Raw genomic sequence first — 24,757 nt, forward strand, 5'->3', positions numbered from 1 at the left:
TGCCTGTCACCACCAGGATACGTGGTTCGTCTGGCTGGATCTGTACGATGCCGGTTGCTCCGGTGGGAGAGGGCAAGCCCCTTCCACATTGGTTGCGTCTGGTCTTATGGAAACTAGAAGCTGTAGGTGCCTGTCACCACCAGGCTACGTGGCTCACCCGGCTGAATCTGCGCGACGCTGGTCGCTGAGGCGTAATAGTGTTTGTCGGCGATATTGTTCAGTGCCGCCCTGACGTCCCACGCCTTCTGACGGAACCCGGCCAGCGCATCCCAGCGACCATATCCCGGTAACACCACGGTATTGAGGTTGTCGGCATAGCGATCACCGACCAGTGTCAGCCCGGTTTCCGCGTACCAGCCCATCTCCGGTTTCCAGGTGACGAACAAGCTGGCATTGCGCTTGGCTACGTCGCTGATGCGCTTGCCTTCGAAACCATTGTTGTCCTCCTCGACCTTGGCATCCTGCAAGCCGATACCGCCACGCACATACCAATTGCCTGTGACCTTGCCCGTGGCCGTCAGCTCGATACCGCGTGAAGTCTGCTTACCTGTCAGCAGAGTGATCGTGCGGTCCAGGGGGTCGCTGGTGCGACGGTTGTAGAGTTCGAGTTCGTACACGGCCAGGGTGGTGCTCAAGCGGTCGTCGAGCCAGTCGCTTTTGACCCCGATTTCCTTCTGCTTGGTCAGCTCGGGGCTCAGGTCGTTGACGCTGCCGGCCGCATTCGGCGTGATGCCGATCAAGCCGCCGCCCGCCGGGGAGAAAGTTTTGCTCCACGAGGCATAGAACGAGTGATGCTCCAGCGGCGTCCACACCAGGCCCAAACGTGGGCTGGTGCTGTGGCTCTTCACGTCCTGCTGGGTATTGAGCAGCTTGTTGGTGGTGTCGACTTCGAAGCGGTCATAACGCAGCCCGCCCAAGAGTTGCCATTGATCGTTCAGGCGCAGTTGATCCTGCACGTACAACGCACGGCTTTCGACTTCAGTGTGGTTGTCGCTCGACAGGCTCATGCGCCCGGTATGGCGCAGATTACGATTGGGCTGGTTGAGGTCCAGGCTTGGCACGGCCTGGCCGCCACGATTGGTCGCGGTGGCTGAGTAGAGTTTCGGATCGCGGCGCTGGCTGCCCAGTTCAATACCGGTGAGCAGGCGGTGCTCAAGCCCGAAGGTATCGAAACCACCTTCCACTTCGAGGTTGTTGAACACGTTGCGGGTGGTCAGGTCCTGCTGCCAATGCTGGCGGCTGACGGTGTTGGTTTTCGCGTCGTAGCCGGTCTGGTAGGTGTTGTCGAAATCGCTGTCGAGCTTGAATACGCCGAGGGTGTGGCGCAGTTGCCAGTTGTCGTTGAGCTCATAGGCGAGCTTGGAGCGCAGGGACTGGGAAGTGTCGTCGATGTAGTCACCGCTGGAGAAATAGGTGGTGCTGCGACTCACATCGGCAGGGCGTCCGTTGACGCCAGGAACGCCACGGTCCGGCGTGCGGTTGTAGCGGCTGTATTCGTACTGCACCAGCCAGTTCAACTCGGGCGAGAGCTGCCAGCTCATCGAGGGCGCGAACAACTGACGGTTGCCACTGACGCCGTCGCGAAAGCTGTTGTTGTCCTGGTTGCCCATGTTCAGGCGCAGGCCGATGTCATCGCTGGGATCGGTACTCAGGTCGGCATACACGCTGCGCAAATCGTTGCTGCCGCCCTGGGCTTCGATGCTCGATTCGCGGCCGGGGCTTGGCAGCTTGCTCACACGGTTGACGATCCCGCCCTGGCCGCCGCGCCCGTAGAGCACTGCCGCCGGCCCCTTGAGCACTTCGATGCGCTCGATGTTGTGCAGGTCGCGCACGTATTGGCTGTCGTCGCGAATGCCGTCCAGGTAGAAGTCATTGCTCGCGTCGAAGCCGCGGATACGCAGGCTGTCGAAACGTGTGTCGGCGCCGCTGCTGACGTTGGGAATACCGCTTAGCGCCTGGCCAAGATCGTTAGTGCCATAGGCGCGCAGGCTTTCGGTTTTTACCGAATCGATCGCCTGGGGCACATAACGTACGGCAGTCGCGGTGCGCGTGGCGGTGCTGCTCTGCTTGACGCGTGGATCGTCTTCGTCGACTTCGGCGCTGATCGAAGTGGCGGGCAAGACGGTGGTGGCACAGGCGAAACCGGCAGACAGCACTACAGAAAGCCCGAGGGAAAGGGGTGTCAGGCGAGGCGCAAGCATGGGAAAAAGTGTCCGAATTGTCAGGATGGAAAAGTGCGCGAATGGTAATGCTTTGCATTTGCTCGCGTGATCTATTCCCAAACGTACAGGGCACTAATTTGTTACTTAATGTGTTTTCCAAAAGGAAAGCTGGAATTTTCGCACCCATCGCCGGGGCGCAATGGGTCTTTGCTTAGAATTATTTAGCCTAAATCCAAGTGGTTCACGAAATTGACACATAGTTCAACGCGCGCATAGGATTGCGTCCAACGCCTGTGGCTAACAGCCATGACTCATCCAATAAGAAAGGGCCCGCGGCAGTTCAGTCGTCCGCGGGCTTTGTTTTTTCTGGAGAAAGTCGACACCAGAAAGCGATACGGGGCCTGGTGTCATAGCGCGTACTCAACCAGTAATAAGGAATATAAGAAAATGTTGAAGCAACGGATGAGTCTGATCGCTCTGGGGATTTTGAGCGCATCGACAGCCATGGCGAACGACCAGGAGCAATCCAAGGGTTTCGTTGAAGACAGCCACCTGAACATCGCAGCACGTAACGCCTACATCAGCCGTGACTACAAGAACGGCAAGCAGGACAAGGCCGAGTGGGGCCAAGGCTTTATCGGTAAGTTCGAGTCCGGCTTCACCCAGGGCACTGTGGGCGTGGGTGTGGACGTGATCGGCCAATACGCGATTCGTCTGGATGGCGGCAAAGGCCGCGCTGGCGCGGGCGGTATCGACTTCTTCAAGCAGGGCAACGGTACTGTCGGTGACGACGGCAAGCCAAACCCAGGCTCGGCACCGCATGACCTGGCCAAGGGCGGCGCGGCCGTTAAGTTCCGCGTTTCCAATACCGTGCTCAAGTACGGTGACCAGTTCCCTGCAGTGCCTGTGTTGCAGTACGACAACTCCCGCCTGTTGTCGGAAACCTACACCGGTACGTCGATCGTTTCCAAAGAGATCGCCGGTCTGCAACTGGACGCCGGCCACTTCACCAAGGAAGCACGCAAGAGCATGGAAGGCACCGACAGCGGTCGCCTGAAAAGCATCGACTACATCGGTGGTAGCTACAAATTCACCGAAAGCCTGTCGGCAGCGTTGTATGCCTCCGACATGCAGGACGTACTGAAGAAGCAATACGTCAACGTCAACTATGTGCTGGCGCTGCCAGAGAAACAGTCGCTGACCTTTGACTTCAACGGCTACAAAACCAAGCTGGACCGCAGCTTCGCCCTGGAAAACCAGAAAGACGCTGAAGCCCGCGACAACAAGATCTGGAGCCTAGGCGCTACCTGGGCCGTTGGGGCGCACAGCTTCACCCTCGCTCACCAGCGCAGCACCGGCGACACTGGCTACCTGTACGGCGGCTACCGCAACGCTGGCGGCATCGGCGACGGCGGCAATACCATCCTGCTGGCCAACTCCTACTGGTCCGACTTCAACGGCAAGGACGAGCGCTCCTGGCAAGCAGGCTACGGCATCGACTTCACCACCTTCGGTGTACCGGGCCTGACCTACAACGTTGCCTATGTACGCGGTACCAACATCGACGACGGCACCGGCCGTGGCGATGGTACCGAGCGTGAAATCTGGAACCAGTTCAAGTACGTGGTACAGAGCGGCCCGGCCAAAGACCTGAGCCTGCGTGCTCGCGCCTCGTGGTTGCGCGTTTCCAACAACGCCAGCGAATACAACGTTGGTGGCAACGAAATCCGCCTGTTCGCCGACTACCCGATCAACGTTTTCTAATTGATCGCAGGTCGCGCCTGATGCCAAGCGATAAAAAACCCCGACTGGTTCGGGGTTTTTTTATGCCCGGTGGCGAGCGTTTCCGTCTCGCCAGTACAGAATGTCAGGCCTTGATCGGCGCGAGCTTCTTGCAGTTTTCCTTGCGTGTCGGATATTGCTCGCACTTGCGCAGCACGGTTTTCACCTGCTGCACATCCTGCAGTTGCTGGTTGGCCAACAGTTTCTCGGTAATGAACAGTTCCTCCGAGCCCAGGTTGCGCTCGGCCTTGTCGATCATCGCCAGTGCCGATTGCCCGTCACCGCGCTTGAGGTGATAGCTGATCATCAAGTCATAGGTGGAAGGGCCTGCCAGGGACCAGTCCTTGATCGCTTGCAACTCTTTCACCGCTTCACTGTTTTTACCCTGGGCCAGGCGCACGGTATAGGCGGTGCGCCGAATGCTCGGCTGGTCCTTGACCGGCGAGGCCAGGGCTTTGCGAATAAACCGCTCGGCATCCGGCACCTTGTTTTTTTCCAGGGCGTCGATTGCGAAGTAGGCGTCTTTGTAGCCCTGCAAGGCCGCCGCCACCTGGGGCGTAGTCTTCATCTTCGCCCAGCTCTGCGGGTTGACCCGGGCGCGGCGTTCCTGGCGATATTCGCGCTGCAAATATTGGCGCAGCTCGGTGTCGCGGTCGGTAGCCGACATGTGCGAGCGGTTGAAGTACTGCGTGGTGGCGGTGATGCCGGTGGTCAAGCCGTCCTTGACCAGCACGTCCAACTCCTTGGTGAACTGGTTGAGATTGAACTGCTGCAGTGAATCCTGCATGGCATTCTTGCGCGCCGTGAGAAAGCCGGTGAGCAAGGGTTTCTGTTTGCCCTGGAAGTCGTTGAGTCGTTCCAGGCTATGGGTGGCGGCGCGCGGGGCGTAGCCGGCGCGAATCATCAAGTCGGTGCCGAGCAGGTCGGCCTGGTCTTCCTGACTGCGGCCCCAGGCGGTGCTCCACACCTGATCGGAAAACGTATTGGCCAGCGCGGTGTACAGCACCGTGTTGCCGATGGTCTTCTGGGTACCGGCCGGGTCTTTGCTGAACAGCTTCATCGTACCGGAGCTGCGGTCGACGCCCGTATCGGCGGCCATGGTCGCCAGGGCGACCGTGGAGGCGACGGTAGTAAACAGGTCTTTCTGCTGCTGGAATGCCGCCATGCGGTCATGGTGATGCAGCAGCACATGGCTCATTTCGTGGCCAAGCATCGCCGCGATTTCATCCTCGCTGCCGACGTTGTCGAGCATGCCCAGCGGTACGAACAGGTTGCCGTAAGGGTCTGCCGACGGCCCGAATCCATAGCTGTCGGTGATCTTCACCTGCAGCGGCGGCAACTCGCCCGGCCAGCCCTTGGACAAGCGCGTGACGATGCCCTGCAGGTAGCTTTGCAGCATCGGAATATCCACCAGGTTCTGCTGGCGCGCTTCGGCAGCCGGTACCGCCCGCCCGTCGTAGCTCAAGCGCTGCTGACTCTGGCGCTGGGGGTCGAGCTTGTAGTACTGGCGCACATCGGTGTTGTCCACATAGTGGCCCTGGACCCGGGATTGGGTCGAAGGCCCCACCAGGTTCAGGAACGCCTGGTCAGCGCCCTTCAGGGTGGCGCAACCACTGAGCACCGAACTGGCCAATAGGCTGGCTGCTACTAGATATCCCTTCACCGCAACGCTCCTTTTATTGATTGCAACCGGCACCAAAACCAATGGTGGAATTATTGCGACTGTCCTTGGCCTGGCTTCTGGTCAGGCCCTGGCAGGGCAGGTCGACGACGTTCAGCGGCGGTTCGATGCGCAGGTCCATGGTGTCCAGCCAGACCTTCTGACCAGCCAGTTCTACCTGCACCAGATCCAGCGTCGGGTTGTACTGCAATACCGGCACGGGCTGGGTAGGCGCATCCTTTTTCGCCAACTCACGCTGCTGTTTGCCCTGCTCGTCGAGCACCGTCACCGGGTCGGCGAGAAACGCCTGGATAGCGTGGTTTTGCGCCCACGCACCCTGGGTGACGAGGGCTGCGAGCAAGACGATAAGGCTTCTGTTCATCCTTGGTTTCCTTGAGTCAAAGGGCAAAACGGTACGCTCAGCGATCGCGGTCGAAGAAGGCTTCGATCCGCTCGCTGAACAACACCAACGACAGCAATACAATGCCCAGCACGTTGACCGGGGTGATGTCATTGAGGCTCAGCAGCACGCTCACCACCGCCAACATCGACATCACCAGCAGCCACGACGGGCATGGCGAGGTAAAAAACCAGATTTCCTGGCGCCGCCAACGGCTCCAGGTGCGATGGCCCGCCAGGCGTCGTGCGTGCAGGGCCTTGAGCACCGCGATCAACGCCAGCAGGCCGAGTCCCAGCAGGTCCAGCCAGTTGAAGGGCAGGTAGGGGAAGTTGGCGGGTTCATGGTCATAGCCCATGCCGGCATTGATCAGGTTATCCAGGGCCATGGCGTGCAGGTAAACGCCGGGGAGTTGGCCGTGTACCGGCGACTCCACCAAGTCCCCGGTGGATGTGATAGTGGCGCCGATCAGCACCAGGCGGTCGCGCAGTAACTCGGCGACCAGGGCTTGGTCGCCGGGGTCGCTGACCTCCAGGTCACTGGCCGACAACGTCAGCGTGTAAGGGCACTGCGCCTGGGCCGAGTCATCGAGCTTCCAGAACACGGCCTGGAAGAACTGCGCCACTGCGTCCAGCAAGAAATGCCGCGCCGCAGCGCAGTGACGAATATCGGCAATCCGCGCCTGTTGCGCGGCCAGCTTGAGCCCCCATTGCACCGCGATGGGCTGGCGCTGCGCAGCGGTTTGCGCATCCACAGGCGGCGGCGTGCAGTCGTGGGTGGCACAGAACACCCGGTACAGCGCCAGGGCAGGGGTTTCCATCAGCCCGGCCTGGGTGTGCGCAGCCAGTGGGTACTTGTCGTCCACCCCTTCCCACACCACTAGGGCCGGCCGGCTGACCTGCATGAAAGGCGCCAGCGTATTGGCCTGGCCTTCCTGCGCGCGCGTCAGCCCGGTATTGGCCAGCCACAACGGGATGCCTTGGCGTTGATAACGCTCAAACACATTCGCCAGCAACTGACTGCCCCGTGCCGGGTCGCCGAGCGAGTGGTCGTGGCTGTAAAGCAGATCCACAAACACTGCGCGCGGCTTGTACGCCAGCAAGCGCTTGAACAACTTGCTTTGCTCGCCGTAAGGCATTGGCCACGAAGTGTCGTTGCGCATCAGGTAGGCATCATCAATCAACACCACCGCCACCTGCTGCTGCCCGAGGCTCGGGTAATGGCTGGCGAACATACGATTGAGCCACTGCGCCGACGCCTTGTCGCTGGAACTGGCCAGGCCGAAAGGATCAAGAATCGCCAGCAACACGATGATGACCGCCAGCCAATAGCGACGGTATTTGAACAGCGGGGGGTTGGACAACATCCATGTCTCGATTAAATACCTGGCAAGGCGGGGTTTTTAACGGAGGAGGGGAGCAGGTGTCAATTGGAAAAGTGGCTAAGTGCCATATCGCTGTTGACGTGTGCACCGCCTCTCGCAAAAAAGCCCTCGCCTATCAGGCCAGGGCTTTCTTCTGTGGGCGATCAACTGCGTCAGGCGTTGAGCGCCGCGCGGGAGGGAAAAAACTTATCGGAGTGTGACGGTGACTTTGCCTTTCGCTCTGCCCTGCTCGACGTACCGCAACGCCTCTGCGGTCGATGCAAAAGGGAAGGAACGGTCAACAACCGGTTTGATGGCGCCAGCCTCGATCAGCGCGGTAATTTTCTGCAGCTGCATCCCGTCGGCACGCATGAATAAGAATGTATAGCTCACCCCCCGTTTGCGCGCTTTTCTGCGAATACCGCTGCTGAGCAGGCGCATAACCTGCCCCAACACCCAAGGCAAGCCCTGCGCTTGGGCAAACTGCGCGGTCGGTGGCCCCGACAGAGAAATCAGGTGCCCGCCCGGCTTGAGAACCTTGACCGACTTTTCCAGTACATCAGTGCCGAGGCTGCTCAACACCACGTCGAAATCGCGCAACTCGTCGGCAAAGTCCTGCTGCTTGTAATCGATGACTACATCCGCGCCGAGTGCCTTCACCCATTCCACATTCGCCGTGCTGGTGGTGGTGGCAACGAAGGCGCCGAGGTGCTTGGCGAGCTGGATGGCAAGCGTGCCGACACCGCCGGATCCGGCATGAATCAACACCTTCTGGTCTTTTTTCAGCCGGGCGGTTTCAACCAGCGCTTGCCAGGCCGTCAAGGCAGCCAAGGGAATGGACGCCGCTTCGGCCATGTCCAGATTCGAAGGTTTGTGCGCAAGGGCGTTTTCGTCCACGGCGATCAGTTCAGCAAACGTCCCGATCCGTGTTTCAGGAGGACGCGCGTAAACTTCGTCTCCCGGCTTGAATCGCGTCACTGCCGCACCCGTGCGAACGACTACTCCGGCCAGGTCATTGCCCAGTATCAATGGGAAGGTATAGGGCAGGATCAGTTTGAACTCGCCGGTTCTGATCTTCGAATCCAACGGGTTCACGCTCGTTGCGTGCACCTGGATCAGAACGTCATGCACACCGACCGCAGGCTCAGGCACTTCGCCAATCCTTCCGTTCTGTTTGCCGTAGCGGTCGATAAAAAATGCCTTCATGTCGCGACTGCTCTTGTCGTTGGAATGAGAAACTTGGCCCCGGCAGCCTTGGGATATTCAGGCTGCCGGTGCCGAGCGGGATCAGGCTTGAGTCAGATAGCGTGGCGCCACGGTGGATTGCTCGATCTGCGCCAAAAGCCCCCCACGCGCGGCTTGCAATGCATCCCAACGCTCGCCTTCCTGCAGCGCAGGGATGGTCACCCGTTCGCGACGGTCGAAACCCAGCAGCGCGGCATCCACCAAGTCACCCACTTCCATGATTTCGCTCAAGGTGTTGATGTCGATACCGGCGCGATCCCAGATCTCCGTGCGCGTGGCAGCAGGCAGCACCGCTTGCACATAAACACCCTGCGGCGAAAGCTCCAGGTCCAGGCCCTGGGAGAGGAACAGCACGAACGCCTTGGTCGCCCCATACACCGACATGCCGAACTCAGGCGCCAGCCCCACCACCGAACCGATGTTGATGATCGCGCCTTCGCCTGCCTTGGCCAGGCGGGGTGCGATAGCGCTCGCAAGCCGCACCAGCGCGGTAGTGTTGAGGGCCACCAGATGTGCAACGCTTTCAGTGCTTTGCTCGATAAAGCTTCCAGACTGTGCGGCGCCGGCATTGTTGACCAGGATGCCGATGTGCGCGTCATCGCGCAGGCGGGCTTCAACGGTGTGCAGGTCGCTGAGCTGCGTCAGGTCGGCCTGAAGCACTTCAACGGCGACGTTATGTGTGCCGCGCAACGTCGTGGCGAGCGTTTCCAGGCGCGCGTGGTCGCGGGCGACCAACACCAGATCATGCCCGCGTTGGGCGAAACGCTCGGCGTAAACCGCGCCGATGCCAGTGGAAGCGCCAGTGATGAGAACGGTAGGGCGAGTAGTCATGATGTCAGCTCTTTATCAGGAACAGCGATTGGGATTGAGGCACGGGTAAACCAGGTTTGATCAGCCAGTGCCTAGTTCGCGGCAGCGGATGATTCGGCAAGTGTCGGCTAAGGGATAAACAGGTTCAGATCGCTCATGGGTGCTTCTTCCGTGCCTGTTGGTTAAAGGGGCATATCGCTTGCCATTAGGATGATGATCGAAATCTAAGCTGTCAACAGTTTTGATTATGAATGACATCTATGTATCATCAGGCGATGAATTCAGCGGTAGAGAGGATCGAACATGCGCGTATCCAAGGCCCAGGCCCAGGCAAACCGGGAACACATCGTCGAAACCGCCTCAGTGGTGTTTCGCGAACGTGGTTTTGATGGCGTCGGCGTGGCCGACCTGATGGCCGCCGCCGGCTTCACCCATGGCGGCTTCTACAAACATTTCGGCTCCAAGGCCGACCTGATGGCCGAAGCCTCAGCCAACAGCCTTGCGCAGTCACTGGCCGGCGCCGAACGGTTGAGCGTGCAGGACTTCATCGACGTATACGTGTCCAGAGACCACCGCGACGCCCGCGCCACGGGATGCACCATGGCAGCGCTATGCGGCGACGCGGCGCGTCAATCGGATGATTTGAAGGCGGCCTTCGCTGAAGGCATCGAGCGCTTGCTGCAAACCCTCGGCGAAAAATACCCCACCGGCCCGGATGCGGCGCCGGGTGAAGCGAGGGCGAAAATGATCGACCTGCTGGCGCGGGGGGTTGGCGCCATTATGTTGTCCCGTGCTTGTCCTGATGATTCGGCGTTGGCGGATGAGATATTGGCGGTGTGTCATGGGGAGATGACGGAGTCGTTGTCGGGTAAGGCATAGAGGAAAACGGCCGCCCATAGGAACGTTCCAGCCCCCTGGAACAAAAAACACCCAAAGGCGGCATTCCTTCTATTCTCTCAGCTTGAAAAGTTTCCTAACTGGCAACGCTTCAGCAGTGAGCCAATGCTTATCTCAAGGAATACCTGTAATGGACCTACACAACGAGTTCGAGAGCAGCAAATTTTTCCACCGCGCTCGCATTGATCGACGTGCCGCCGATGCCTAAGTGGGCCTGGCTGCAGGGATCACCGCGGATGGTGTTGTGAATACCACCGAAGCGGTTTTTCTAAAGCAATGGCTAGAGAGCAATCTTGCGCATTTGAACGACCCTGTGATCAATCTGCTGTATTCGCGGCTGTCGTGCATGCTTCAGGATGATGCTTTGGATAAAGACGAGTCCCTGGAACTGCTTAACATATTGCGTGGGTTATCTGGCATGAGCATCGAAAGACCTAAAGTCGACGGTGTTGCTGCGGTCGCGCCTACGGACCTTCCCTACAATCTCCCGGCCCCTGATTTGGTGTGGAGTGGCCGGATGTTTGTATTTACCGGCGTCATGGCCTTTGGGCCGCGCAAAGATTGTCAGGCATTGGTTGAGGAGCGTGGCGGTTTGATCGGGGGCGGGGTGAGTAAGAAGGTGCATTACCTAGTGGTCGGCAGCGTAGGCAATGAGCAGTGGCGCCACAGTACCTATGGAACGAAGATCATGAAGGCAGTGGAACTGCGAGAAGCAGGGGCTTCGATTGCCATTGTGGGTGAGGCTCATTGGCAAAAGATGCTGTTTGGTTGAGGTTGCTTCGTTCTCGGAGTTTAAAGAAGGCGGCGCTGTTGGGCGGGTTATAGATGGGGTTTGATGGTTCAGAAATCGGGCTTGGCGAGCAGCCCTCGATTTTAAGTGTGGACGCTTTTTGGGCATTCTCGCCAAAAAGTGCAAACCAAGTCTTCGGAACTCCAAACCCCAGAAACCACAAAGCCCCGCATTGCGGGGCTTCGAGATATGGTGCCGGCACCAGGAGTCGAACCCGGGACCTACTGATTACAAGTCAGTTGCTCTACCAACTGAGCTATACCGGCGTGTTAGGGCGACGATTATAGCGATTGAAAAGGTTCTGTAAACCCCTGAATTCTGACTATTTTTGCAAACGCCGAGGTTTTCCACGATCACGGTGTTTCCTGCACATTCTGACCGCCTCAAAACATCCCAAAAAGACTCGATAAAAAAGTCATTAAATTGACTTATAACCGTTCATCTAAAAATCAATCCGCAAAAACATCAAAATAATGACACTCGTCACCCGTTGCCACAGAATGCCCAAACAAAGGGCGCCTATAAAAAGACCTGCGGTGAGTACCCGCGCTTGCCGAGCTTCACGTCTTTGAGCTGCGTCGTGAGGAGCAGGCTATGAGCCTTGGTAAAGAAATCCTGGCGTTGTTCGGCAAAGACGTCACCCATGATGCTGACGGCATCAATGCTCGAATGCACTTTTTTGGCAGTGTCCCTGAAGAATCCCATCAGCGTCTTCATCCGTTGCATCCCCCTGTGTTGCGTCCAAAAATAGTGGCGCTGGTGTCTATCAATGGCGGGGTCGGCCGCAGCACGTTGGTTACTGCGTTGAGCAGCGGTTTGCAGCGCCATGGTGAGTCAGTGGTGGCGCTGGACTTGGACCCGCAGAATGCCTTGCACCATCACTTTGGCGTCAGTTCCACCTTGCCGGGCCTCGGGCTTACCAGCCTGGAGCATGGCCAATGGGGCGCGCTGCAGCAGTTGGGTTTTGCCGGTTGCCAGGTGATCACCTTCGGCGATGTCGATATTCAGCAGCAGGAGAACCTGGAGCGTTGGCTCAAGCATGAGCCCGATTGGCTGGCGCAGCGTCTTGCCTCATTGGATTTGAGCGAGCGGCAGACGGTGATTATCGATACTCCAGCCGGCAATAACGTCTATTTCCATCAGGCACTGAGTGTCGCCGATGTGGTGCTGGTTATTGTGCAGCCGGACGCTGCGTGTCTGGGCACGCTGGACCATTTGGACATGCTGCTCGCTCCGCACCTCGAGGGCCAACGCCCACCTGTTGTGCAGGTGGTGGTCAATCAGGTGGATGAAAGCAATGCCTTCAGCCTGGATATGATCGAGGCGTTCAAGCAACGGCTTGGCAAAGAACCTCTGGGGGTGCATCGCGACATGGCGATCAACGAGGCGTTGGCTTTTGCCGCCGATCCGTTGGATAACGTCACGCAGCGGCTGGCCAGTGACGACATCAATGAGCTGTGCCTGCTGCTGAAGGCACCGAAGAAAACCGTGTGAAAGCGCGGTTTATACGGTTTATGCGTGATGCTTATGCACAATCGGTTAGTAACGGTTGTCACGAAACAGCCATTTTGTGGAGCCGTTCTCAACACGCTGCAACTGCCTGTTTTGCGTGCGTTTTATTTTGTGAACAAAAAATGAACAGCACGGCTTTTGGCCTGTAGCGCTGATAACTACAGCCTCTGCAAAGAATTCATCAACAGAGTTATCCACAGGCGTCTGTAGGAAATTTTGCCCCTTAATTGCGCTGGGCCAGCACCATTAAGTTGCGCGGTGTGAGGCTCGGCTCGCAGAAGCTGCCTAGCTCGACGTCGTAGCCTTGTTCCATCAGGAATAAAGCCCGGTCCAGCACCAGCCACATTTCCAGCGGTCGGCGAAACAGGCTTCGAACCAGTTCCAGGTTCCGCACTTCGGCCAGGCGCCGCCAGCCGTGTGCTTCCAACGCTCCCCAATCGTGTTCACCTGTGGATAAGCCTTTGAGGCTTGCCAGCTCTCGGCAATAGTCCGCGAAGGGTTTGCCCAGCCACGCGGCGGGCAGGGACGGTGTGGGCAGGTAGTCGTCGCAACCGCGCAACTGCCGTTGCAACCGGTCGAAACCCAGGCGTCGGGCCATGGAAATGTCGCGCTGCTGACGCACGCGGGCACCGGCTGTGACGGTTTCGCTCAGCGGCAGGCCCAGGTCGTCGACTGACAATTGCAAGACGGAGGCGCGGGCGGTCGCGGACAGCGCTTGATAGCGGTCGGCGCCGATGCGGTTGTAGCAGCATGGCGCCAGCGCCAGTTGCTTGCAGCCGGCGGCGCTGGCCAGCTGCAGCAAGCGCACGTGCAAGTCGCCGCAGGCATGCAGGGCGATGGGGGTGTGGTCGGGGCTGATCGCCACATTGGCCATCACGTCTTGCAGGCGATGGGTGACGGGCAGGCCGTGGTGTTCGCTCAAGGCTTTGCCTGAGGCAATCAGCGCCGGGTCGTATTCCAGGCAGGTCAGTTGCTGGCCGGGTTGCAGCAGGCGCCGGCCGAGGTGGCCTTTGCCGGCGCACCAGTCCAGCCAATGGCTGGGCGTGGTGGCAAAATTCAGCGCGGCGCCGAAGGCTTCGATCTGCTGCCACTTGCGGCCCGGAACGTCGACATTCAGGCGAAGGCAAGCGGGGGCGAGTGGGTGTGTCGGTAACTTATCCACAGCGCCAAGCTGCAGCGCCTGGGCGGCCAGGTGTGGAAAAGGCGCGGGAGCCTGCAGGTGGTGGGGGTGGTTGTGACTGGCTTCGGCATCCTCCAGCGAGCGCTGGCGTAACCACTGCGCCAACGCGGGATGCTCGGTTTCCCAGGGTAATTGCAGATGGGTAAAGGGCCGTGGTCGCCACAGCCCTTGGTGCTCGATCAGAAACGCGTCCAGTGCCTGGAAGCGTGCCTCAACGTCCCTGGCACGCATCGACGCGCAGCCATTTTTCCAGCAGTTTGAACCCGCGCACCAGCACGTAAGCCATCAACAGGTAGAACAGCCCGGCCGCGAAGAAGATCTCCACCGGCAGGTAAGTGCGCGCGATGATGGTGCGGGCCATGCCGGTCAGTTCCAGCAAGGTCACGGTGCTGGCCAGCGCGCTGGCCTTGAGCATCAGTATCACTTCGTTGCTGTAGGCCGGCAGGCCGATACGCGAGGCACGCGGCAGGATGATGTAGAACAGCGTCTTCGGTCTGGACATGCCCAGGGCGCGAGCCGCTTCGATCTCACCCGGAGGGATGGCCTGGATCGCGCCGCGCAGGATCTCGGCGATGTAGGCGGCGGTGTGCAGGGTCATGGTGGCGGTGGCGCACCAGAACGGATCGCGCAGGTACGGCCACATGAAGCTGCCACGCACGCTGTCGAACTGCGCCAGGCCGTAATAGACCAGGAACAATTGCACCAGCAAGGGTGTGCCGCGGAAAAAGAAGATGTAGGCGTAGGGCAGGGCGCTTACGTACCAGCGGCGCGAAGAGCGTGCGATGCCCAGCGGAATCGCCAGCAGCAGGCCGGCAATCACGGCGATTGCCACCAGCTCCAGGGTCAGCGTGGCGCCTTGGGCCAGTTTGGGCAGCCACTTGATGATCACGGCCCAGTTCAGGCCCAGGTCGAAATGCGACAGCCAGCTGTAGTCACCGCTCATTGGGCGCTCCTTGCAAAGCCGCGGGCGGCGCGTTTTTCCAGCAGATGCATGCCGGTCATGGCCAGCACGGTCAGGCCCAGGTACATGAAGGCGGCGACCATGAAGAAGGTGAACGGCTGCTTGGTCACGGTTACGCCGATCTGCGCGTGGCGCATGATTTCTTCCAGGCCGATCACCGATACCAGCGCGGTGTCTTTCATCAGGATCATGAACAGATTGCCCAGGCCCGGCAGGGCGATGCGCCACATCTGCGGCATGATCAGCCGCGTGAAGATCCGAAACTTCGACAGCCCCAAGGCCACACCGGCTTCACGGTGGCCCTTGGGAATGGCGAGGATCGCTCCGCGAAACACTTCCGTGGCGTAGGCGCCAAAGCACAGGCCCAGGGCGATAACGCCCGCAGCAAAGGCACTCAGGGACAGGTCGGGGTTACCCACAAACTCGCCAATAGCGCGCATCAGGTTGACGGTGCCGAAGTAAATCAGCAGCACCCACAGCAATTCGGGGATACCGCGAACGATGGTCGAATAAGCACCGCCCAGCCATTGCAACGGCTTGTACGGTGAGGTCTTGGCCAAGGCTCCGGCCAGGCCCAGCACCAGCCCCAGGCACAGGGCCGTGAGTGCCAGTTTGACGGTCATCAGCGCGCCGGCGGCGAGGGCCGGGCCGAATCCGTAGAGATCGAAATTCATGGTGTTTTCATATCGCGGCAGGCATTGCTAAAAGCCGACGCGCTGCAGAGCGCGCGTCGGTCAGGCCGTTCAGATCATTCGATGCTGAACGGGAAGTACTTGTCGTTGATCTTCTTGTAGGTGCCGTCTGCCTTGATCTCTGCCAGGGCTTTGTTCAGGCGCTCGAGCAGCGGGTCGCCCTTGCGTACGGCGATACCGATCTTGTCGCTCTCTACAACCGGGTCGCCCTTGAATTCATAGGCCGAACCGTCTTTGCTCTTGAGCCATTCGTACTGCACGTACTTGTCGGCGAGGATGCCGTCCAGGCGGCCGGAAGTCAGGTCGAGGTAGGCGTTTTCCTGGGTGTCGTACAGCTTGGCCTCGGTGTCTGGCAGCTTGTCTTCCAGGTAGGTGCCGGCCAGCGTTGCACGTTGTGCACCGATCACCTTGCCCTTGAGGTAGGCGGCGTCGGTCTTGAAGTCGGCAGTGGCTTTTGGCGCGATGAACTGCAGCTTGTTGGAGTAGTAGGGGTCGGTAAAGTCGACGGCCTGCCTGCGTTCATCGGTGATGGACAGCGAGGACACCAGGAAGTCGAACTTCTTGGCGTTCAGGGCCGGGATGATGCCGTCCCAGTCGGACACATACACTTCGCACTTCTCGACTTTCATCTTGGCGCACAGGGCGTCGCCGATGTCTTTGTCGAAACCGACGACATTGCCGCTGGCGTCTTTATTGTTGAAGGGCGGGTAGGCCGCTTCGATCCCCATCTTCAAGGTTTCTGCCATGGCCGTGGCGCTGAACGCCATCGAGACGGCCGCGGCCAGAAGGAATTTTTTATAGGTCTGCATGCATGTTGCTCCGTTAGCGGTTGCTGGACATGAATTGTTTGCAGCGCGCCGAAAGCGGGTTGTCAAACACCTGCTGTGGCGATCCTTGCTCTTCGACCAGGCCCTGATGCAGGAACACCACTTCGCTGGACACCTGGCGGGCGAAGCCCATTTCGTGGGTGACCAGCAGCATGGTGCGGCCTTCTTCGGCCAGCGCGCGGATCACATTAAGTACTTCCTGGACCATTTCCGGGTCAAGCGCCGAGGTCGGTTCATCGAACAGGATGACCTTGGGTTGCATCGCCAGCGTACGCGCAATCGCCGCGCGTTGTTGCTGGCCACCGGAGAGCTGGGCGGGGTAGGCGTGGCGCTTGTCGGCGATGCCGACCTTGGCCAGCAGGGCTTCGGCCACTTCTATAGCCTCGGCCTTGCTCTGGCCGAGCACGCGGCGGGGCGCCTCGATGATGTTGTCGAGGATGCTCATGTGCGGCCACAGGTTAAAGTTTTGAAACACAAAACCGATTTCGCTGCGCAGGCGGTTGATCTGCTTACCGTCGGCGGCCATCAGCTCGCCGTTTTTTGCCGCCTTGAGCTTGAGTTCTTCGCCGGCCACCAGGATCTGGCCCTGGTGCGGGTTTTCCAGCAGGTTGATGCAGCGCAGGAAGGTGGACTTGCCGGAGCCGGAGGAACCCAGGATCGAGATCACATCGCCGTCGCGAGCGGTCAGCGAGATACCTTTGAGTACCTCCAGCTCACCGTAGCGTTTGTGCAAGTTGCGGATTTCAAGCGCGGGCGTGGCCTGAGCCATGTGCGGTCCTCATTGTATTCGTTGCGTTCTGCACTGTTGGGCCGCCTTCCTGGCGAGGCGCCAAGCTAGCATAGCGTTTGGATGACAGCCAACAGCGCTGCGGACGGTTAACAGGTGGTCTGCGGCAGGGTGTCGCATCAGCGCAGCGGCGTGTCGCGCCATCAACAACCGAACAGACGTTTGAACCCGAAGAATCCACAGGCTTCGCGTAAAAAAAGGCGCGATGGTGCCAGCTTTGGGCGGGTGTTGGAAGGGTTAACCGGGCAAACGGCGCTTAACGGCACTTTTATGGAGCGTGACGCACTTTTTGTGTGTGTTTTTGGTGCGCCTGTTCGTTCTGAAGGTGAGTCGCACGGTAACGCTATAGCGAAATGCCATTGTTCTCAAAGACTTGCAGTCACTGCTGAATAGTCCTACAGCCCGCGTCAATTGCGGCTTTGTTACATTTTGGCGCAAAACTTGCGTAAAAAATAAAGAACGCTCTGTTGGTTTCTTTTCACGAGAAAGACCGCAGGCCAGGCGAACCGTTTTCGCAATTCCTCGCAAAGGTGTGTCAATGAGTAGTACGCAAAGCTCCAATGACCTCGAACAGGGGCTCAAACCGCGGCATGTCACCATGCTGTCGATTGCTGGCGTTATCGGGGCCGGTTTGTTTGTCGGCTCCGGCCACGCGATTGCCGCCGCCGGCCCGGCCGTGCTGCTGGCTTATGCGGCTGCCGGTACGCTGGTGGTACTGGTGATGCGCATGCTGGCCGAGATGGCGGTTGCGTCGCCGGACACCGGATCGTTCTCCACTTACGCCGACCGGGCGATCGGTCACTGGGCCGGGTTCACCATCGGCTGGCTGTACTGGTGGTTCTGGGTGCTGGTGATTCCGTTGGAGGCCAACGCGGCGGCGACCATCCTGCATGCCTGGTTCCCCGACGTGGCGATCTGGGCCTTCACCCTGATCATTACCTTGCTGCTGACCGCAACCAACCTGTTCAGTGTGAAGAACTACGGTGAGTTCGAGTTCTGGTTCGCGCTGATCAAGGTCGTGGCGATTGTGGGCTTCGTCATCCTCGGCCTGGCGGCGATCTTCGGCTTCCTGCCCACCAGCCAGGTCAGCGGCGTGTCGCACCTGTTCGACACCCAAGGCTTTATGCCCAACGGTATGGGCGCGGTGCTCGCGGCGATCCTCACCACCATGTTCTCGTTCATGGGTACCGAGATCGTGACCATCGCCGCCGCCGAATCGAAGAACCCCGGCCAGCAAATCACCAAGGCCACCAACTCGGTAATCTGGCGGATTGGCCTGTTCTATCTGTTGTCGATCTTCATCGTCGTCTCACTGGTGCCCTGGAATGATCCGACCCTGGCTGCGGTGGGTTCCTACCAGACCGTGCTCGAGCGCATGGGCATCCCGAATGCCAAGCTGATCGTCGACCTGGTGGTATTGGTTGCCGTGACCAGTTGCCTCAACTCGGCGCTGTACACCGCCTCGCGCATGCTGTTTTCCCTGGGCCGTCGCGGCGATGCTCCGGCCGTGGCCAAGCGCACCAATAAAAGCGGTACGCCTTACTGGGCTGTGTTGCTGTCCACGGGCGCTGCGTTCCTGGCGGTATTTGCCAACTATGTGGCGCCGGCGGCGGTATTTGAGTTCCTGCTGGCCAGCTCTGGTGCCATCGCCTTGCTGGTGTATCTGGTGATTGCCGTGTCGCAACTGCGCATGCGTCAGAAGCGTACGGCGGCGGGCGAGAAGATCGTCTTCAAGATGTGGCTGTTCCCCGGCCTGACCTACGCGGTGATGGTGTTTATCGTGGGGACGTTGACCATCATGCTGTTCCAGGAAGCGCACCGCGTTGAAATCATCGCGACGGGCATTCTGAGCCTGCTGGTGGTATTGGCGGGATTGTTCGTTGCGAGCCGTCGCAAGGCCCAGAGAGTGGGCGCTGCCGTACTGAACTGACAAAATGTCGACCAAAAAAGTGGGAGGAGGCTTGCCCTAATGCCAGTCAGTTAAGGCGAACACCAAACCTGTGGCGAGGGAGCTTGCTCCCGCTGGACTGCGCAGCAGGCCCATTGTTTGGGGCCGCTTCGCGGCCCAGCGGGAGCAAGCTCCCTCGCCACAGATGCTTCTCGCTTCTGCTGCTTCTTAACTGACTGGCATTGAGGCTTGCCCCCTCCCACATTTTTGTAGGTGTCAGTCTGCTGAATTCGTCAGGGACTGGGACGCTGCTACATAGTCCGCTTGGAACTGCGGCGATTCGATCCACGCCAATGCGGCCGCTTCATCATCGCTGTCGGTGGCCCACTGACGGTATTCCATCAGCGCTGCCAGGATGAAGTCGGTGGCTTGCTCTTCGCCTTCCTGCTCCAGCACCAGCGCCAGCAGCGGGTGCGCCAGGAAAGCCGCACACAGCGCCTGTTGGCTGGTCTGACCCGCAACACGCATCTCTTCGAATAGCTCGGTCAAATCCACCGATTCAAGGTCGATACGGCTGTCATCGCCAGCAAAGGCATCCGGCTTGGTCGCCACGGCGCGCTGGGTTCGGTTTTGCTTGGCCTTGGTTTTGGCGCGCTGGGCGCGTTTTTGCTGTTTGTTCGGCGAGGCCATGGGCGTGACGTCCTTGGGGGGAGGAATGGGGATGGGGTATTGAAGCGCAGGTTGGGACAAATCCCAAGGGAATCCGAGTAGGCTAGGCCTTTGCGACTTGCCAGAGCGTCTTCATGCCCCGCGACACCCTAGAGCACAACCAGATTCCCCTCTACTTTGTCGCCATCCTGCTGGCCGCTCTCTGTGGTGCAGTTGCGCCGTCATTCGCCCAAGGCCTCAGCGTATTGATCACGCCCGCCATCGCGGTGTTGATGTACGCAATGTTCCTGCAAATTCCTTTCCTCGACCTGCGCCGCAGCTGGGGCAACAAACGCTTTCTGGTGGCGTTGCTGCTGGCCAACTTCGTCCTGGTGCCCTTGCTGGTATGGGCGCTGACCCGTGGCCTGTTGGCCCACCCTGCGCTGCTGGTCGGCGCGTTGCTGGTGTTGCTGACGCCGTGTATCGATTACGTGGTGGTGTTTACTCACATCGGCAAAGGTGACTCGCGCTTGGTACTGGCGGCCACGCCGTTACTGCTGCTGATGCAGCTGGCCTTGCTGCCGGTGTACCTGGGGTTGATGCTGGGAACGCAATCGGAGGTGGTGATCGCGGTCGGGCCGTTTATCGAAGCGTTTCTGTTGCTGATCGTGGCGCCGATGGTGCTGGCCGCGCTGACCCTGTTGCTTGCGTGCCGCTCAGCGCTTGTCAGCCGGTGGAGCAGCGCCTGGGCCTGGCTGCCGGTGCCGGCGATGGCCCTCGTGCTGTTTGTGGTGATCGGCTCGCAGATCGCTTCAGTGGTTCGGGATATCAACGCGCTGCTGCCAGTGCTGCCAGTCTATGTGGGCTTCGTGCTGCTGGCGCCGCTGATGGGGATGTTGGCCGCGCGGCTGTTTGCGCTGCCGGCGGCAACGGCGCGTGCGGTGACGTTCAGCACCTCCACGCGCAATTCGCTGGTGGTGCTGCCCCTGGCGCTGGCGTTGCCTGAAGGCGTGCGCGGGTTGGCTGCGACGGCGGTCATCCTGCAAACCCTGGTCGAGCTGGTTGCGCAGCTGATCTACATCCGCCTGATCCCGGCCCTGGTGTGGCCCGGCAGTCGGTAACCGATGAATCTTCAGGTTCGTTCAGGCGCTATTCAGGCAGGCGGTCGGCACCATAAGCCCGCGCTTCTTACCTGACAGGTCAACCGATGGATCACCGCAGCCGCTTTCGCCTGGAATCCCTGGGTATTTTTCTGATTGCCCTATTGCTGTTCACCTTGGGGATCTGGGACCAACAGCCCCAAGGCTTTGACGGGCGCTGGGCGCTGTTCCTGCAGGAAATGTTTCGCCACGGTGCGAGTCTTTTCCCCACCACCTACGGCCAGCCATACGCGGATTACCCCGGCACCGCGACCTTCTTCAGCTACGTCTTCGCCCGGTTGTTTGACGCGCCCAACCATCTGGCGAACGTGCTGCCCACCGCGCTCGCGTCGGCAGGCGTGATTGCCCTGATCTATCGCCTGCTGGCGCCGTCCAGCCGGCCGTGGGCATTACTAACGGTGCTGCTGACATTACTCACCACCCAACTGCTCGAAAAGTCACGCTCGGTGTGCCTGGACCAAATGGTCGCGCTGTTGTGCGTGGGCGCTTTCTACCTGCTGCACAGTGGCGAGCAGTTGGGCTCGCGGTTCAGGCAACTGGCGGTGTTCCCGTTGTTCATCCTGGCCTTTGCGATACGCGGGCCGCTGGGGTTGATCGAGGTGTGTGGTGTTGCCTGCGTGTACTGGGCGCTGGGCAGGCCGGGAGAGCGCGTCAGGCAGGTACTTATTCACGGGGCTGCCGGGGTGTTGTTGCTGGCGGCGTGCTGGTGGGTGCTGATGAAACTTGCGCGCATCAGCGGCGGCGATGCCTTTGCCGATGAGGTGTTCAAGATGCAGGTCGGCGGGCGCCTCGATGAGTCCGGGGAACCGTTCTACTTCTATTTCCAGCTGAGTTTGTACCGCTACTTCCCGGTGGTGCCATTGGCGCTGGCTACCTTGATTGCGCTCCGTCATCGCTGGGCACAGCGCTGGGCCAATGATGAGGTGCAGCTGCTGATACGGCTCGGCGCCTGCGGCCTGATGATTTTGCTCGGCCTGTCTGTGCCGCATTTCAAGCGGGCCTATTACATCCTGCCCATGGTGCCGATGTTCGCTGCGGTGGCGGCCTATGGGCTGCTTCAGGCGCAAGGCTGGCTCGTTGGCGTGCGCCGCTGTTACGAAGGGCTGGTTGTGGCGCTGCCGGCGCTGTGCGTGGTGGTGCTGTTTGTGTGTCGGCATGCCTGGCACAAGCAGGGTTACTGGCCCGAGGTTTCGATGCCGTTGTTGATCGGCGTGCTGGTGCTGCTGCAACTGGCTGCGATGATGGCATGGCGTCGGGCCGCACGCCTGGTGTGGCTCAGCATGATCGCCCTGGCGGCGCAGTGGCTGTTGTTGGTGACCGTGATCGAGCCGGCCAAGGACCTTCAGTTCGATACCCGGCAATTCGTCAGCCAGGTGGAAGCGTTGCGCGATGCGCAGCCGGGGCCTTTGGTATTTGTCGACCTGGCCCGAGACACCTGGGCGGTGCGCTACATGATGAACCTGGACCACGACGAGCAGCCGCTATTCGTCGGGCGTAACGAGCTGGAGCAGCTCGCCACATTGCCCCGGCCATCCTGGGTGATTGTGCCGCGCAAGGACACCGCGCTGTTGAAGGACTCACCCGTGGAGCCGCTGGCGCCGAGCTTTCAGGGGCGGTTGAATGACAATCCGCTGATGGTGTTTTTGCTCAGGTGAGAAGATCTTCAAGCATAGGGATTATCCAACTGCTCCGGAATGAAGCCCTTCTCGCGTAATGACTTGACGATGCCTCTGATCAAATAATTGTTCGAGAATCCAATTGTGTATTGCCGTGCACTTGGACTGATGGGAAGCAGCATGCCTTGATCAACCAGCTTTTTTATCTGGTAGGTCCGTTGTGCCGCGGACAGTTTCGGCAAAACGTCGGCAATGTCGCTCGATTTAACCACTTTCAGTTGGACTGCCGTGGAGAGGATTCTTTCTTCGAGTGCCGTAATCCATCCTCGCTCTTTCGCGAGTGTGACGGTTGGGGTCAGGATGTGTTTGGTCAAGTAATCATAGTCAGTCAGCTTGCCGACTTTTGCCAATTCGTCCTTGATGCCCGCCAGAACATAAGTACACCAAGCTTCAAGGCCCGCTTCTGTTCCGGTATCGGCAGTCGATAGCATCGAGTAGTACTTTTCTCGATCAATACAAAATACAGCGGTAGGGTTTAGAACCCGCCCGCCTGTATTGACATTAAAGCAGTACTTCATCAGAAGTGCGTAGGTCAGCAGGCGCACGACACGACCATTACCGTTTCCGAAGGGGTGGATCCAGCCGAATCGATGGTGGGCCAGCGCAACTTTCATCAGATCATACTTGGGCGCGTCTTGCTTATTCACAAACCCAACCAGCTCTTGCATGTACCCAGGCACCATCACTGCGTCAGGAGGAAGGTGATCCGATTGGGCGATACGCACGGTGCCTTCACGGTAAGCCCCCGGCGTACGATCACCCTCGCGTGTCAGGCCGTGAACGGTAATTGCGTGAAGCTCTCGGATCGCAAGCTCGGTAAAGGGCGTACCGGGTTGCATGAAGCTTTCAATATATTCCATCGCTTTTTCTATATTCGCGATTTCCCGCAAAGGGTCGGAGCCTTGGGCTGTTCCGTCCACTTTGCTTTCGATGTAATCGGCGAGGGTTGTATGGTTGCCCTCAATACGAGCTGAGCCGAGGCTCTCAAGCGTATGAAATAAATCCTTCAACTGGACAAATACAGCATGTGGCGTATCCCCGCCCAGCTCAAGGCGCCGTAAATGTTCCAGCTCGCTCAGAACGTCAACCAGGCCTGAGTCGAACGAGGGATTCAGTAGCTTGAGCTCATGGTGAACAAACTCGGCCATATCGGAAATATCTCCAGTAGGCTTTCGATTATCTCGAAAAATTAGCGGCCTAGTGCCCGGTTTTATAGGTTCTCAGGGCCTGATGAGGGCCTACATTATCTCAAAAGCACTACTCAGATAAGTGAAAAACGTTTGAGAAATAGTTCCGGGCTCCCTGGCCACCTAAAGCTTACTTACAACGAAACCCCTCCGGCATCGTAACCGTGTAATTACGCTGCACCCGATCCTGAAAATTCAGATTGCGCAGCCCCTGCTCCACCAAAAAGGCTTCCACCTTCGCGGCCTGGCAGTCGTCGTTATAGGACGATGCCCGCAACAGGTACACCGCGCGTTTGCTCGCTTCATCCCGGGCGGTGGCCCTGAACGTGGTGAGGGTGGTGTAACCGGTGCGCTCAGAGGTGCCTACGGGGCCGTAGGTGGTGTTTGGGGTGCTGGTGCAGGTCAGTTGGTCAGTTTTCTTTTTGTTCTTTTTGCACTGGGTGGTGGTGCTGTTGGCGACCTGGCCGTATTCGGTGGCGGTATAGCGGTAGGTGACTTGCTTGCTGTCGACGTCCAGGGTGACGGTCATTTTGATCGGGGCATGGTTCTTGGGCAGGGTGGTGTCGGTGAAGACGTTGCGAAAGCCCTGGTCTTTCATGGCGCTGACCATGTCGCGCAGGTAGTAGCGGGCGTTGAGTGCGTTTTCGTCGCTGCCGCCGCTGGATGTCACCAGTACCGTGGCCTGTCGATCGAAGTGGTAGTCGGGGTCAGGCGTTGCGTTGATCGCTACGTCCATTTGCGTGGCGCATCCACTGAGCATTGCGGTCAGTAGTAATAGCGTGCAGAGCGAGAAGCGGGTCATGAAGAAACCTTACAGCGAGGATTGGGTAAAGGCTGAACGATTGGGCTTAGCGCAAAACAACCCTCAATCGTCCTGCTGCGACATCGTGACGCCAATAGGTGGGTCGCCATTAAATCGCAGGCAATAAAAAACCCCAAGGAACACATTGTTCCTTGGGGTTTCTCGGTATTTTGGTGCCCAGAGACGGAATCGAACCGCCGACACGGGGATTTTCAATCCCCTGCTCTACCGACTGAGCTATCTGGGCAACGGGGCGCATTAAACGGGTTTTTCAGGGGGTCGTCAAGCAAGTTTTCAAAAAATATTTAATTATTACCGTCGCTTACGTGTC

Annotated in this window: 21 protein-coding genes, 2 tRNA genes and 1 pseudogene; 7 read left to right on the forward strand and 17 right to left on the reverse strand. The window is 59.2% G+C overall.

All coding sequences use genetic code 11. The features are described 5' to 3' along the window. Nucleotides 1-113 precede the first annotated feature (113 nt). Nucleotides 114-2,201, reverse strand: a complete 2,088-nt coding sequence (locus SC318_RS01625) for a TonB-dependent receptor (protein WP_320429380.1) — start codon at nucleotides 2,199-2,201, stop codon at nucleotides 114-116. A gap of 408 nt (nucleotides 2,202-2,609) precedes the next feature. On the opposite strand from SC318_RS01625, the gene SC318_RS01630 reads away from it, so the two are divergent. Next, entirely contained in the window at nucleotides 2,610-3,926 is a 1,317-nt protein-coding gene (locus tag SC318_RS01630; RefSeq protein WP_320429381.1) for an OprD family porin, read from the forward strand. Between the two features lie 103 nt (nucleotides 3,927-4,029). Here SC318_RS01630 and SC318_RS01635 read toward each other — a convergent pair whose 3' ends face one another. The 5 genes from SC318_RS01635 to SC318_RS01655 form a co-directional block, all read right to left on the reverse strand. After that, on the reverse strand, nucleotides 4,030-5,607 hold the full coding sequence (locus SC318_RS01635; RefSeq protein ID WP_320429382.1) for a M48 family metallopeptidase: 1,578 nt from the start codon (nucleotides 5,605-5,607) through the stop codon (nucleotides 4,030-4,032). Nucleotides 5,608-5,620: 13 nt separating this feature from the next. Beyond that, entirely contained in the window at nucleotides 5,621-5,986 is a 366-nt protein-coding gene (locus SC318_RS01640; RefSeq protein WP_320429383.1) for a hypothetical protein, read from the reverse strand. Between the two features lie 37 nt (nucleotides 5,987-6,023). Further along, nucleotides 6,024-7,367 (reverse strand): CHASE2 domain-containing protein, encoded by a 1,344-nt coding sequence (locus SC318_RS01645; protein ID WP_320429384.1) that lies wholly within the window; start codon nucleotides 7,365-7,367, stop codon nucleotides 6,024-6,026. 204 nt (nucleotides 7,368-7,571) lie between these two features. Then, nucleotides 7,572-8,570 carry an NADP-dependent oxidoreductase gene (locus tag SC318_RS01650; protein WP_320429385.1) on the reverse strand — a complete coding sequence of 333 codons (999 nt, stop codon included), beginning with the start codon at nucleotides 8,568-8,570 and terminating at the stop codon, nucleotides 7,572-7,574. Between the two features lie 81 nt (nucleotides 8,571-8,651). After that, nucleotides 8,652-9,440: an SDR family NAD(P)-dependent oxidoreductase gene (locus SC318_RS01655; protein WP_320429386.1), complete on the reverse strand. Its 789-nt coding sequence runs from the start codon at nucleotides 9,438-9,440 to the stop codon at nucleotides 8,652-8,654. Between the two features lie 282 nt (nucleotides 9,441-9,722). Here SC318_RS01655 and SC318_RS01660 point away from each other — a divergent pair, with 282 nt between their 5' ends. After that, on the forward strand, nucleotides 9,723-10,298 hold the full coding sequence (locus SC318_RS01660; protein WP_320429387.1) for a TetR/AcrR family transcriptional regulator: 576 nt from the start codon (nucleotides 9,723-9,725) through the stop codon (nucleotides 10,296-10,298). A gap of 148 nt (nucleotides 10,299-10,446) precedes the next feature. Beyond that, a pseudogene (locus SC318_RS01665) lies at nucleotides 10,447-11,088 on the forward strand (BRCT domain-containing protein). A gap of 208 nt (nucleotides 11,089-11,296) precedes the next feature. Here the strand turns inward: SC318_RS01665 and SC318_RS01670 are convergent. Both SC318_RS01670 and SC318_RS01675 read right to left on the reverse strand, forming a co-directional pair. Then, a tRNA-Thr gene (locus tag SC318_RS01670) sits at nucleotides 11,297-11,372 on the reverse strand. Between the two features lie 253 nt (nucleotides 11,373-11,625). Further along, nucleotides 11,626-11,823 (reverse strand): hypothetical protein, encoded by a 198-nt coding sequence (locus SC318_RS01675; protein WP_320429388.1) that lies wholly within the window; start codon nucleotides 11,821-11,823, stop codon nucleotides 11,626-11,628. Here SC318_RS01675 and bcsQ point away from each other — a divergent pair. Beyond that, on the forward strand, nucleotides 11,728-12,600 hold the full coding sequence (gene bcsQ / locus SC318_RS01680) for a cellulose biosynthesis protein BcsQ (RefSeq protein WP_413817628.1): 873 nt from the start codon (nucleotides 11,728-11,730) through the stop codon (nucleotides 12,598-12,600). The two genes, SC318_RS01675 and bcsQ, sit on opposite strands and share 96 nt — an antisense overlap. A 241-nt stretch (nucleotides 12,601-12,841) precedes the next feature. Here bcsQ and SC318_RS01685 read toward each other — a convergent pair whose 3' ends face one another. The 5 genes from SC318_RS01685 to SC318_RS01705 all read right to left on the reverse strand — a co-directional run bounded on the left by SC318_RS01685 (nucleotide 12,842) and on the right by SC318_RS01705 (nucleotide 17,047). Next, complete coding sequence (locus SC318_RS01685; protein WP_320429390.1) at nucleotides 12,842-14,029, reverse strand: methyltransferase; 1,188 nt, start codon at nucleotides 14,027-14,029, stop codon at nucleotides 12,842-12,844. Next, on the reverse strand, nucleotides 14,010-14,699 hold the full coding sequence (locus SC318_RS01690; RefSeq protein WP_124388905.1) for an ABC transporter permease: 690 nt from the start codon (nucleotides 14,697-14,699) through the stop codon (nucleotides 14,010-14,012). Before SC318_RS01690 ends, SC318_RS01685 begins: the two co-directional genes overlap by 20 nt. A gap of 38 nt (nucleotides 14,700-14,737) precedes the next feature. After that, on the reverse strand, nucleotides 14,738-15,433 hold the full coding sequence (locus tag SC318_RS01695) for an ABC transporter permease (RefSeq protein WP_124384695.1): 696 nt from the start codon (nucleotides 15,431-15,433) through the stop codon (nucleotides 14,738-14,740). Between the two features lie 74 nt (nucleotides 15,434-15,507). Next, complete coding sequence (locus SC318_RS01700) at nucleotides 15,508-16,260, reverse strand: ABC transporter substrate-binding protein (RefSeq protein ID WP_320429391.1); 753 nt, start codon at nucleotides 16,258-16,260, stop codon at nucleotides 15,508-15,510. Between the two features lie 13 nt (nucleotides 16,261-16,273). Beyond that, nucleotides 16,274-17,047, reverse strand: coding sequence for an ABC transporter ATP-binding protein (locus SC318_RS01705; protein ID WP_124384696.1), 774 nt, complete (start codon nucleotides 17,045-17,047; stop codon nucleotides 16,274-16,276). 556 nt (nucleotides 17,048-17,603) lie between these two features. On the opposite strand from SC318_RS01705, the gene gabP reads away from it, so the two are divergent. Beyond that, the gene (gene gabP, locus SC318_RS01710) at nucleotides 17,604-18,995 is read left to right on the forward strand and encodes a GABA permease (protein ID WP_101219820.1); all 1,392 of its coding nucleotides are present in this window, start codon (nucleotides 17,604-17,606) and stop codon (nucleotides 18,993-18,995) included. Nucleotides 18,996-19,229: 234 nt separating this feature from the next. Here the strand turns inward: gabP and SC318_RS01715 are convergent, their stop codons facing one another. After that, complete coding sequence (locus tag SC318_RS01715; protein WP_306491229.1) at nucleotides 19,230-19,643, reverse strand: hypothetical protein; 414 nt, start codon at nucleotides 19,641-19,643, stop codon at nucleotides 19,230-19,232. A gap of 113 nt (nucleotides 19,644-19,756) precedes the next feature. Here SC318_RS01715 and SC318_RS01720 point away from each other — a divergent pair, with 113 nt between their 5' ends. Continuing rightward, nucleotides 19,757-20,722 (forward strand): arsenic resistance protein, encoded by a 966-nt coding sequence (locus tag SC318_RS01720; RefSeq protein WP_320429393.1) that lies wholly within the window; start codon nucleotides 19,757-19,759, stop codon nucleotides 20,720-20,722. Between the two features lie 86 nt (nucleotides 20,723-20,808). Beyond that, entirely contained in the window at nucleotides 20,809-22,416 is a 1,608-nt protein-coding gene (locus tag SC318_RS01725) for an ArnT family glycosyltransferase (RefSeq protein WP_320429394.1), read from the forward strand. An 8-nt stretch (nucleotides 22,417-22,424) separates the two neighbouring features. On the opposite strand, the gene SC318_RS01730 is transcribed toward SC318_RS01725, so the two are convergent. From SC318_RS01730 to SC318_RS01740, 3 genes are all read right to left on the reverse strand, one after another. Beyond that, nucleotides 22,425-23,585: a Fic family protein gene (locus SC318_RS01730; RefSeq protein ID WP_320429395.1), complete on the reverse strand. Its 1,161-nt coding sequence runs from the start codon at nucleotides 23,583-23,585 to the stop codon at nucleotides 22,425-22,427. A gap of 169 nt (nucleotides 23,586-23,754) precedes the next feature. After that, a complete protein-coding gene (locus SC318_RS01735; protein ID WP_320429396.1) occupies nucleotides 23,755-24,426 on the reverse strand; it encodes a YajG family lipoprotein in 672 nt (223 codons plus the stop codon). A 171-nt stretch (nucleotides 24,427-24,597) separates the two neighbouring features. Further along, a tRNA-Phe gene (locus SC318_RS01740) sits at nucleotides 24,598-24,673 on the reverse strand. Between the last annotated feature and the right edge of the window lie 84 nt (nucleotides 24,674-24,757).

It is taken from the genome of Pseudomonas sp. MUP55 (assembly GCF_034043515.1).
Taxonomy (GTDB): Bacteria; Pseudomonadota; Gammaproteobacteria; order Pseudomonadales; family Pseudomonadaceae; genus Aquipseudomonas.

Coding starts and splice junctions, on each gene's coding strand:
- SC318_RS01625 (WP_320429380.1), bottom strand. CDS start 2,201: ATGCTTGCGCCTCGCCTGACACCCCTTTCCCTCGGGCTTTCTGTAGTG.
- SC318_RS01630 (WP_320429381.1), top strand. CDS start 2,610: ATGTTGAAGCAACGGATGAGTCTGATCGCTCTGGGGATTTTGAGCGCA.
- SC318_RS01640 (WP_320429383.1), bottom strand. CDS start 5,986: ATGAACAGAAGCCTTATCGTCTTGCTCGCAGCCCTCGTCACCCAGGGT.
- SC318_RS01645 (WP_320429384.1), bottom strand. CDS start 7,367: ATGTTGTCCAACCCCCCGCTGTTCAAATACCGTCGCTATTGGCTGGCG.
- SC318_RS01650 (WP_320429385.1), bottom strand. CDS start 8,570: ATGAAGGCATTTTTTATCGACCGCTACGGCAAACAGAACGGAAGGATT.
- SC318_RS01655 (WP_320429386.1), bottom strand. CDS start 9,440: ATGACTACTCGCCCTACCGTTCTCATCACTGGCGCTTCCACTGGCATC.
- SC318_RS01660 (WP_320429387.1), top strand. CDS start 9,723: ATGCGCGTATCCAAGGCCCAGGCCCAGGCAAACCGGGAACACATCGTC.
- SC318_RS01675 (WP_320429388.1), bottom strand. CDS start 11,823: ATGAAGACGCTGATGGGATTCTTCAGGGACACTGCCAAAAAAGTGCAT.
- SC318_RS01685 (WP_320429390.1), bottom strand. CDS start 14,029: ATGCGTGCCAGGGACGTTGAGGCACGCTTCCAGGCACTGGACGCGTTT.
- SC318_RS01695 (WP_124384695.1), bottom strand. CDS start 15,433: ATGAATTTCGATCTCTACGGATTCGGCCCGGCCCTCGCCGCCGGCGCG.
- SC318_RS01700 (WP_320429391.1), bottom strand. CDS start 16,260: ATGCAGACCTATAAAAAATTCCTTCTGGCCGCGGCCGTCTCGATGGCG.
- SC318_RS01705 (WP_124384696.1), bottom strand. CDS start 17,047: ATGGCTCAGGCCACGCCCGCGCTTGAAATCCGCAACTTGCACAAACGC.
- gabP (WP_101219820.1), top strand. CDS start 17,604: ATGAGTAGTACGCAAAGCTCCAATGACCTCGAACAGGGGCTCAAACCG.
- SC318_RS01715 (WP_306491229.1), bottom strand. CDS start 19,643: ATGGCCTCGCCGAACAAACAGCAAAAACGCGCCCAGCGCGCCAAAACC.
- SC318_RS01720 (WP_320429393.1), top strand. CDS start 19,757: ATGCCCCGCGACACCCTAGAGCACAACCAGATTCCCCTCTACTTTGTC.
- SC318_RS01725 (WP_320429394.1), top strand. CDS start 20,809: ATGGATCACCGCAGCCGCTTTCGCCTGGAATCCCTGGGTATTTTTCTG.
- SC318_RS01730 (WP_320429395.1), bottom strand. CDS start 23,585: ATGGCCGAGTTTGTTCACCATGAGCTCAAGCTACTGAATCCCTCGTTC.
- SC318_RS01735 (WP_320429396.1), bottom strand. CDS start 24,426: ATGACCCGCTTCTCGCTCTGCACGCTATTACTACTGACCGCAATGCTC.